Origin of the sequence: Caldibacillus debilis DSM 16016 (assembly GCF_000383875.1) — a bacterium.
Classification (GTDB): Bacteria; Bacillota; Bacilli; order Bacillales; family Caldibacillaceae; genus Caldibacillus; species Caldibacillus debilis.
Genome location: NZ_KB912883.1, coordinates 78,369 through 86,338 on the forward strand (window position 1 = coordinate 78,369; position 7,970 = coordinate 86,338).

Genomic DNA, 7,970 nt, shown 5'->3' on the forward strand with positions numbered 1-7,970 from the left:
CGCGAATGCCAGAAAGGGGGGGTATGCGGCCCTTTGGGCGCGGCTGCCGCGGTTCCGCACGGCGCACCCCGACCCTTCGGATCGGGCCGTATTTACCCCTTCCTTCGGCGAGCGTTCGTCCGGGCATGCGCCGGATGATGCGGACATTCGATAAATCGCCGGTTTTCATGTAATATAAAAGATGAAAGAAACCCCCTTCGCGTTTTTACGGCGGCCACATTTCGACGGGAAAAGGTGATCCGATGATATCCTATGAAGCGATCTTGAAAAAGATGGAGGAAAAGGCGGGTGAAGCCCGCCTGCAAAAGGACGAACGGAAGATCCGGGAAACGGTGGAAGCGATCAAAACCCTTTGCGAATTGATTTTGGAAGACAAAAAGGGGGAAATTCCCTCCGCCGGGACTGCCCCGGGCGGGGAAAGGCCCGTGCAAACAACCGTTTACCATCAGGAAAAGCTGGAGACCGATGACGGGGCGAACGGGGATTCCCTTTTGGACTTTTGATATTCGGGAGGTAGGTTCGGATGAACATCTTTCTTTTTCTCGGCGCCTTGAACGGTTTCCTTTCCGTAGCTTTAGGCGCCTTCGGCGCCCACGTTTTGGAAAGGAAGCTCGATCCCGGCGCTTTGGAGATCTGGCAAACGGGCGTCAAGTATGAAATGTTTCACGCTGCGGCCCTGTTGGCCGTCGGCATCCTCGCAGGAAAACATCCGGAAAATCCGCTGCTCAACTGGTCGGGATGGCTGTTCTTTGCGGGGATCATCATTTTTTCCGGAAGCTTGTACATCTTATCGGCATCCGGTTTCCGCGCCCTCGGCGCGGTCACGCCGGTCGGCGGGGTATGTTTTTTGATCGCCTGGCTGCTGTTGATGATCGCTTCCGCCAAATTGGGATAAGAGTCGGCCGCGACCAAATCGATTTTAAGGGGCTTCTCATCCGTCCTGCGGCGGATGAAAGCCCCGTTCTTCTTTCACAGGGAATGCCGGATCAAGGGCCTGCCTTTTGGAGAAGAGACGGCTGTCGCCGGCAGGAGGGAAGGACGGAAAGCAAAAAAACGTCCCCTCCTCTCCAGCCGGTCCGGAACGGGACGGTTCCCTTTTTTGTCCGGCGGCCGGCGCTGGGGATCCGGGGTTCCCCGGCATCGGCCGACCAATTTTTTCCGGGCGGTAAAATTGGCCGCCGGCTCTCCCGTATGGGCTGACGAATTTTCCCCAATAGATGGGAGAAGCCGCTTTTAAGCCCGGCGATTTTGAACCGGACGGAAACGGAACTTGCGAGTGGCCGGAGGAAATAAACGGCTGCGCTTGAACGGAAAGAGCCTTTGGGCTGAACAAGCCTTTGCCAAAGGTTCCCCGCCTTCGATCCGGCAGGCGGCGGAAAACCTGTCCTGCCCCGTTGGAAAAAAAGCCGGCCGCATTTGCCCGGCCGGCAGGGGATTTTCGCCGCGGAATCGCCCGGCCCGCTGAAAGGGAGGGGATTATCTCGGCTGGTAGGTGGCCAATGGAGGCGTTGAATAGGGATAATAATAGTTCAGTTCTTCGTCAAACTCCGCGTAATTAAAGTAAACCATCGGCAATAAATACCGTTTTCCCGTCTCCGGATCGCTGATGATCAGATGATCCCTTCCCGCCGCTTCGATGATCCCCCGGAAAATCTTGGCGTTCCACTCTACATTGTTTTCGAAAGTCATATAGACGGTGATGAATTTTCCCCTGTTCAGGCGGAGGATGTTTTCGATATAGGATTGTTCGAGGGGAAGCATGCCCGGTACTTGTTGGGCGCCCGCCCCCGTCGATGGGGTTTGGATGACCGACCCCGAAGGAAGCTGCTGGGAAAGGGGCACCTGCTGATGAGAATAGGGCTGGGCCGCTTGATAGGGCGAAGGGGCGACGGATTGGGGAAAAACCGCCTGCCTGTAGGGAAAATATCCCGGATAATACCACGGGTTGCCGCTCGAATTGGACGATTGGCTCATGTAAATCCCTCCCGGTAAAAATTTAATAAATGTTCGGACAAGCCGACGGGACCGGAGAATAAAAACAGTGGGACTTGAATCTGCCGGCGTTCCACTGGTTATACCATTGAGCCGGGCAGTCTCCTGTCGGTTTAAAAAACCAGAGGGAATGGGTGGCCGGATGGAATCTTTCCCCGTTGATCACCCGCCGGGCCAATCTTTTTTCGTTCTCCCGCGCGGGCTGATAAAAATATCCCTTTTGCACCGCTTCAAAGCCCCCCGGCGATTGGAAAACCATATCGGTGATGCTGCGGATCGGCTGGAAATCCAGGCAATCGGCCATCACCCGGTTAACGCCCGTGTTGCCCACCATCAGCATACCCAAATTGCCGTCGCCTTCCGCTTCCGCGCGCATGAGTCTCGCCAGCAATTTCACCTCTTCTTCGTTATAGGAGATGACCGCCATATGACTCCTCCCGATGGGAAATTCATAAAACAACCGGACGGAAGCTCCGCCGGAAGACATGCCGATAAAAGCCCATTCCATTCTATGTATATGTTTTTTTCCCCGGAGCCATGACCATAAAAAAACGTCCGCGGGAGGATGCGGACGGAAAAAAGGGGAAGAAGGAGCGGAATGTTCTCCTTTTCCCCGGTTATTCGATTTTTAACAATCTTTTCAGCCGGTCCCCATCGGCCAAAACGCCGACGAAGAAGGAGCCGAATTCCCCGTAGCGGGCGCTGACTTCATCGAAGCGCATTTCATAAACCAATTTTTTGAATTGCAGGACGTCGTCGGAAAACAGGGTGACCCCCCATTCATAATCGTCGAAACCGACGGATCCGGTAATGATCTGTTTCACTTTGTCGCCGTATTTGCGCCCGGTTTCGCCGTGGCTTTTCATCAGCTCGCGGCGTTTTTCCAGCGGCAGCATGTACCAGTTGTCGTTGCCTTCCCGGCGCTTGTCCATCGGGTAGAAGCAGATGTACTTCGTTTTGGGCAATTGGGGGTACAGCCTGGAGCGGACATAGGGATTTTGATAAGGATCCCCGTCGCCGCCGCCCATGTAATTGCTCAATTCGACGACGGAAACGTAGGAATAGGCGGGCAGCAAATATTCAAACAGCTTCGTTTTGCTTAATTCGGTTTCGATGTCGTTCAATTCTTCCATGGTCGGCCGCAAAATCATGAACAGGAAATCCGCCTTTTGGCCGACGACGGAATAAACGGCATGGCTTCCCTTCTTTTCCTCGGCGGTCTTTTCCCACTTGGAAACGATGGAGAGAAATTCGTTGACCGCCTTTTCCCTTTCTTCTTCCGGCAAGGTCTTCCATTGCACCCAGTCCACGGTGCGGAAGTCATGGAGGCAATACCAACCGTCCAACGTGGCGACAGCTTCAGCCATTTTCTTCACTCCTTCAACAGGCATTAATGGATATGTACGGATAGCGGCCGCCGGCCGCCGTTTGGCGCTTTCATTCATAACTATAACATATTTTCAACATTTCCCATGTGGATATACTTTTGACAAATTGGTGGCAGTTTTTTAACATTTTCCCCGTCCCTTTCTCCCCGTTCGGGGAAGGGGAAGGGAAACGGGGATTCCCTGCCGTTTCCGGCCCCGGGGATGAGAAACTTGCAAATTTTTTCACAAATAGTATGCTAAAGAAAGAAGGAGGACGAGACCATGGATTTGTTTCAAGTGGTGAAAGACAAAGTAAAAGGAAAAAATAAAAGGATCGTTTTTCCCGAAAGTTCGGATGAACGGATCCTGAAAGCGGCCTGCCGTCTTTCGGAAGAAAAATTGCTGATCCCGGTCTTGATCGGGAACCGCCAAGAAATTGAAAAACAGGCCGTCGAATTGGGCCTTTCCCTTGACGGTACGGAAACGGTTGATCCGGCCGGATACGGGGACATGGAAGGCCTGGTGGAAAAATTCGTCGAGCGGCGGAAAGGAAAAATAACCGTCGAAGAAGCGCGGCGATTGCTTCGGGAAGACGTGAATTATTTCGGGACGATGCTCGTTTACGCCGGGCAAGCCGACGGGCTGGTAAGCGGCGCCGCCCATTCGACGGCGGACACGGTGCGTCCGGCTCTGCAAATCATTAAAACGAAACCGGGAGTAAACAAGACATCCGGCGCCTTTATCATGGTCCGCGGCGAAGAAAAATACGTTTTCGCCGACTGCGCCATCAATATTGTCTTGGACAGCAGGGATCTCGCGGAAATCGCCGTCGAAAGCGCGAAAACGGCCAAGATCTTCGGGATCGAGCCGAAGGTGGCCATGCTGAGTTTTTCCACCAAAGGTTCCGCCCGGTCGCCGGAAACGGAAAAGGTGATCGAAGCGGTGAAAATCGCCAAGGAGATGCAGCCGGATTTGGTGATCGACGGCGAATTCCAGTTCGACGCCGCCTTCGTGCCGTCCGTGGCCAAAAGGAAGGCCCCGGATTCGGTCATCCAGGGCGATGCCAACGTGTTCATTTTCCCCTCTTTGGAAGCGGGAAACATCGGTTACAAAATCGCCCAGCGGCTGGGGAATTTTGAGGCGATCGGACCGATTCTCCAAGGCTTGAACGCCCCCGTGAACGACCTGTCCCGCGGCTGCAACGAAGAAGACGTCTACAAGCTGGCGCTGATTACCGCCGCCCAATCGCTGTAACGGACATCCATCCCGGCGCGGCCCGGCCCGCGGGAACCCGCCCCCGGTGCGAAGAAGCTTATGCCGCCTGCCGGTCAGACGATCGGGCCGGCGGTCCGGCATTCCGCGGATGCGGCTTTTCGGGTTTCGCCGCTTTTCCTGCGCCCTTTCGCCTTCCGCTGCCTGCCGGCATTTTCCGGGGGCCGCTTTTTTTATGGTAAAATCAAAATCAATGGAAACAGCAGAAAAGGTGGCTTTGTTGATGGGAGAAACCTTGCTTTATCAACGGCAATGGCGGATCATGGACCAATCGGGATTGGGCCCGGGGTTCGATCCGCTGCAATCCTTTGCCATCGACGATACCCTCTGCGAATCCGTCGGAGGCGGATACGCCCCGCCGACCGCCCGGGCCTGGGTGCATCACCGGACGGTCGTATTGGGCATTCAGGATACCCGCCTGCCCCTTTTGGAGGAAGGGCTGCGCTTTCTGGCGGAGAGCGGCTACCGCCACGTCGTCCGCACATCGGGAGGGCTGGCCGTCCCGTTGGATGAGGGCATTCTGAACCTGACCCTCGTTTTTCCGGAACGGGAACATGCGATCGACATCAACCGCGGGTACGAAGCGATGTACGCCTTTGTCCGGGCGATGTTCCGCGATCTGACCGGGGAGATCGAGGCGAGGGAAATCGCCGGTTCCTATTGTCCCGGAAATTATGATTTGAGCATCCGGGGGAAAAAATTTGCCGGCATCTCCCAGCGCCGTTTGAAAAAAGGGGTGGCCGTCCAGATCTATTTGTGCGTGACCGGAAGCGGGAGCGAACGGGCGGAAGTCATCCGGCAATTTTATGCCCGCGGGATCCGGGACCTGCCGGTAAAGTACGGCTATCCGAAGATCGTCCCGGAAAACATGGCTTCCCTGTCCGAGCTGTTGGGAGGGGATTTGACGGTGGAAGAAGCCGTCCTCCGCTTTTTCCGGACGGTCCGGACCTTCAGCGGGGAGAATTGTTATTCGGGGGCGCTGAATGAGGAGGAGACGAAGCGCTATCCCTATTATTATGGCCGGGTATTGGAACGGAACGAAAAATGGCTGAAGAACACCGACGGAAAATGAGCCGCTTCCCGGATGCCTTCCGAAGCGGGAATCTTATTGAAGCGGGGGTCGAGGGTTTGCCGGTCCGCGCCGGTCAACCCCCTTTGGCGAACATTTTGCGGGAAATTTGGCGGACGCGGGCACGGACGCACGGTCCGGTCCGCAACGGCCCCTTTTTTTTTCAGGCCGGCAATGTTTCGGGATAGGTCCGGTCCGTATCGGTCAAATCCCCCGGAAGGCCGGGCGATTTCCGGCATGGGTAAGTGCCGGCCCGGCGGCATCCACTCTTTCCCGAAGCCATCCTCCGATGAGGGGAACGTCCGGGCGAAGGGCGATGGCCGGTGCCGCAATCAAAAGGAAAGGAGCCCGTTCGAGCGAAGGGCTCCTTTTTCGTACGCCCGGCATGGGTGTGACGCTATAGGGTGAAAGTCCCGAACGGGGGCTGGCGAGCGCCTACCGTTAGCTGAAGGCAAGGGTGTCCGCTGTGAGGCGGAATCCGAAGGAAGCTGGAGGCAAACACTCGACCTGAGGTACACGAACCCAATCGGAGGCCGTCACAGTCGGACGAGTCTGCGAAACAAGACGAAGTCCCAAGCCGCCAAGGGCTGTGGAGGTATATTGGGCAGGTGCATGAGTGGAAAGTGTCCGCCCTTATCCGGGGAGGCCTGTACGGAACGCCTTCTGACGATGGTAACCAGAACCGAAAGGTTCTATTGAACGTACAGGAGTCAGCAGAGGCCATAGTACTGGAGTAAGGGACGCCTGAAACAGGAAGGGCCGAACGTCAACTCAGGGGTGAATCAGACTCTTTCGAGATGCTGTGCGTGGAAGCAGAATTCCCCTTAGGAACTTGACTGAGGAAAGATGGGTGAAGCCCGGAGGTCCTCAGTCAAAGGGCTGAGCACAGCCCGGCAAGACCTGAATCTCATCCCGCGGAAGGAGAAGAACTGAAATGGCTCTGTTGGAACGCATCTTAGCGAGAGACAACCTCATCACGGCGCTCAAACGGGTCGAAGCCAACCGGGGAGCGCCGGGAATCGACGGAGTATCGACTGATCAACTCCGTGATTATATCCGGACGCACTGGAGCTCGATTCGAGCCCAACTCTTGGAGGGAACCTATCGGCCGACGCCTGTCCGCAGGGTCGAAATCCCGAAACCCAACGGCGGCATACGGCTGTTAGGAATTCCCACCGTGATGGACCGGTTGATCCAACAGGCCATCCTCCAGGAACTGACGCCGATCTTTGACCCGGACTTCTCTCCCTACAGCTTCGGATTCCGTCCTGGCCGCAGCGCCCATGACGCCGTTCGGCAAGCGCAACGATACATCCGGGAAGGATACCGGTATGTCGTGGACATCGACCTGGAAAAGTTCTTTGATCGGGTCAACCACGATATCCTGATGAGCCGGGTTGCCCGGAAAGTCAAAGATAAACGCGTGCTGAAATTGATCCGCGCGTACCTGCAAGCCGGCGTCATGATCGGAGGGGTGAAGGTGCAGACGGAGGAAGGGACGCCGCAAGGCGGGCCGCTCAGTCCTCTGCTTGCGAACATCCTTCTCGATGATCTGGACAAGGAATTGGAGAAACGGGGACTGAAATTCTGCCGTTATGCAGACGACTGCAATATCTACGTAAAAAGTCTACGGGCAGGATTACGGGTGAAACAAGGCATCCAACGGTTCTTAGAGAAGAAGCTCAAACTCAAGGTCAATGAGGAGAAAAGCGCCGTGGACCGTCCGTGGAAGCGTACGTTTCTTGGATTCAGCTTTACACCGGAACGGGAAGCACGCATTCGCCTCGCTCCCAAGTCGATTCAACGCTTTAAACAGCGCATTCGACAATCAACTAATCCCAACTGGAGTCTCCCAATGGAAGAACGCATTCGTCGCGTGAATCAATACACCATGGGATGGATGGGGTATTTCCAACTCATCGAAACCCCATCCATTCTCAGGAACATGGAGGGATGGGTGCGTCGACGGCTTCGACTGTGCCTATGGCTCCAATGGAAACGGGTGAGAACGAGAATGCGCGAATTGAGGGCACTGGGGCTGAACGAGAGAACGGTTTTGGAGATTGCGAATACCCGAAAAGGGGCATGGCGGACAACAAAAACTCCTCAACTGCACCAAGCACTGGGAAAGTCCTACTGGAAGGCCCAAGGTCTCAAAAGTTTGACGCAACGATACTTCGAACTCCGTCAAGGTTGACGAACCGCCTAGTGCGGACCCGCATGCTAGGTGGTGTGAGGGGACGGGGGTTAGCCGCCCCCTCCTACTCGAT

Annotated in this window: 8 protein-coding genes; 5 read left to right on the top strand and 3 right to left on the bottom strand. The window is 55.6% G+C overall.

All coding sequences use genetic code 11. The features are described 5' to 3' along the window. The first annotated feature begins 242 nt into the window (after nt 1-242). Nucleotides 243-503, top strand: a complete 261-nt coding sequence (locus tag A3EQ_RS20755) for a YwdI family protein (protein WP_020154445.1) — start codon at nt 243-245, stop codon at nt 501-503. Between the two features lie 20 nt (nt 504-523). Beyond that, on the top strand, nt 524-895 hold the full coding sequence (locus A3EQ_RS0106865; RefSeq protein ID WP_020154446.1) for a DUF423 domain-containing protein: 372 nt from the start codon (nt 524-526) through the stop codon (nt 893-895). Nucleotides 896-1,476: 581 nt separating this feature from the next. On the opposite strand, the gene gerQ is transcribed toward A3EQ_RS0106865, so the two are convergent. From gerQ to hemQ, 3 genes are all read right to left on the bottom strand, one after another. Next, complete coding sequence (gene gerQ, locus A3EQ_RS0106880; protein ID WP_020154449.1) at nt 1,477-1,974, bottom strand: spore coat protein GerQ; 498 nt, start codon at nt 1,972-1,974, stop codon at nt 1,477-1,479. A gap of 22 nt (nt 1,975-1,996) precedes the next feature. Next, nucleotides 1,997-2,419, bottom strand: coding sequence for a cell wall hydrolase (locus tag A3EQ_RS0106885; protein ID WP_026499801.1), 423 nt, complete (start codon nt 2,417-2,419; stop codon nt 1,997-1,999). Between the two features lie 190 nt (nt 2,420-2,609). Then, on the bottom strand, nt 2,610-3,359 hold the full coding sequence (gene hemQ / locus A3EQ_RS0106895; protein ID WP_020154452.1) for a hydrogen peroxide-dependent heme synthase: 750 nt from the start codon (nt 3,357-3,359) through the stop codon (nt 2,610-2,612). A gap of 282 nt (nt 3,360-3,641) precedes the next feature. Between hemQ and pta the strand changes: the two genes are divergently transcribed. The 3 genes from pta (at nt 3,642) to ltrA (ending at nt 7,897) form a co-directional block, all read left to right on the top strand. Then, on the top strand, nt 3,642-4,613 hold the full coding sequence (gene pta / locus A3EQ_RS0106900; RefSeq protein WP_020154453.1) for a phosphate acetyltransferase: 972 nt from the start codon (nt 3,642-3,644) through the stop codon (nt 4,611-4,613). 241 nt (nt 4,614-4,854) lie between these two features. After that, entirely contained in the window at nt 4,855-5,703 is an 849-nt protein-coding gene (locus tag A3EQ_RS0106905; protein WP_026499802.1) for a lipoate--protein ligase family protein, read from the top strand. A 931-nt stretch (nt 5,704-6,634) separates the two neighbouring features. Continuing rightward, nucleotides 6,635-7,897 carry a group II intron reverse transcriptase/maturase gene (gene ltrA / locus A3EQ_RS0106925; RefSeq protein ID WP_020154220.1) on the top strand — a complete coding sequence of 421 codons (1,263 nt, stop codon included), beginning with the start codon at nt 6,635-6,637 and terminating at the stop codon, nt 7,895-7,897. The last annotated feature ends 73 nt before the right edge of the window (nt 7,898-7,970 follow it).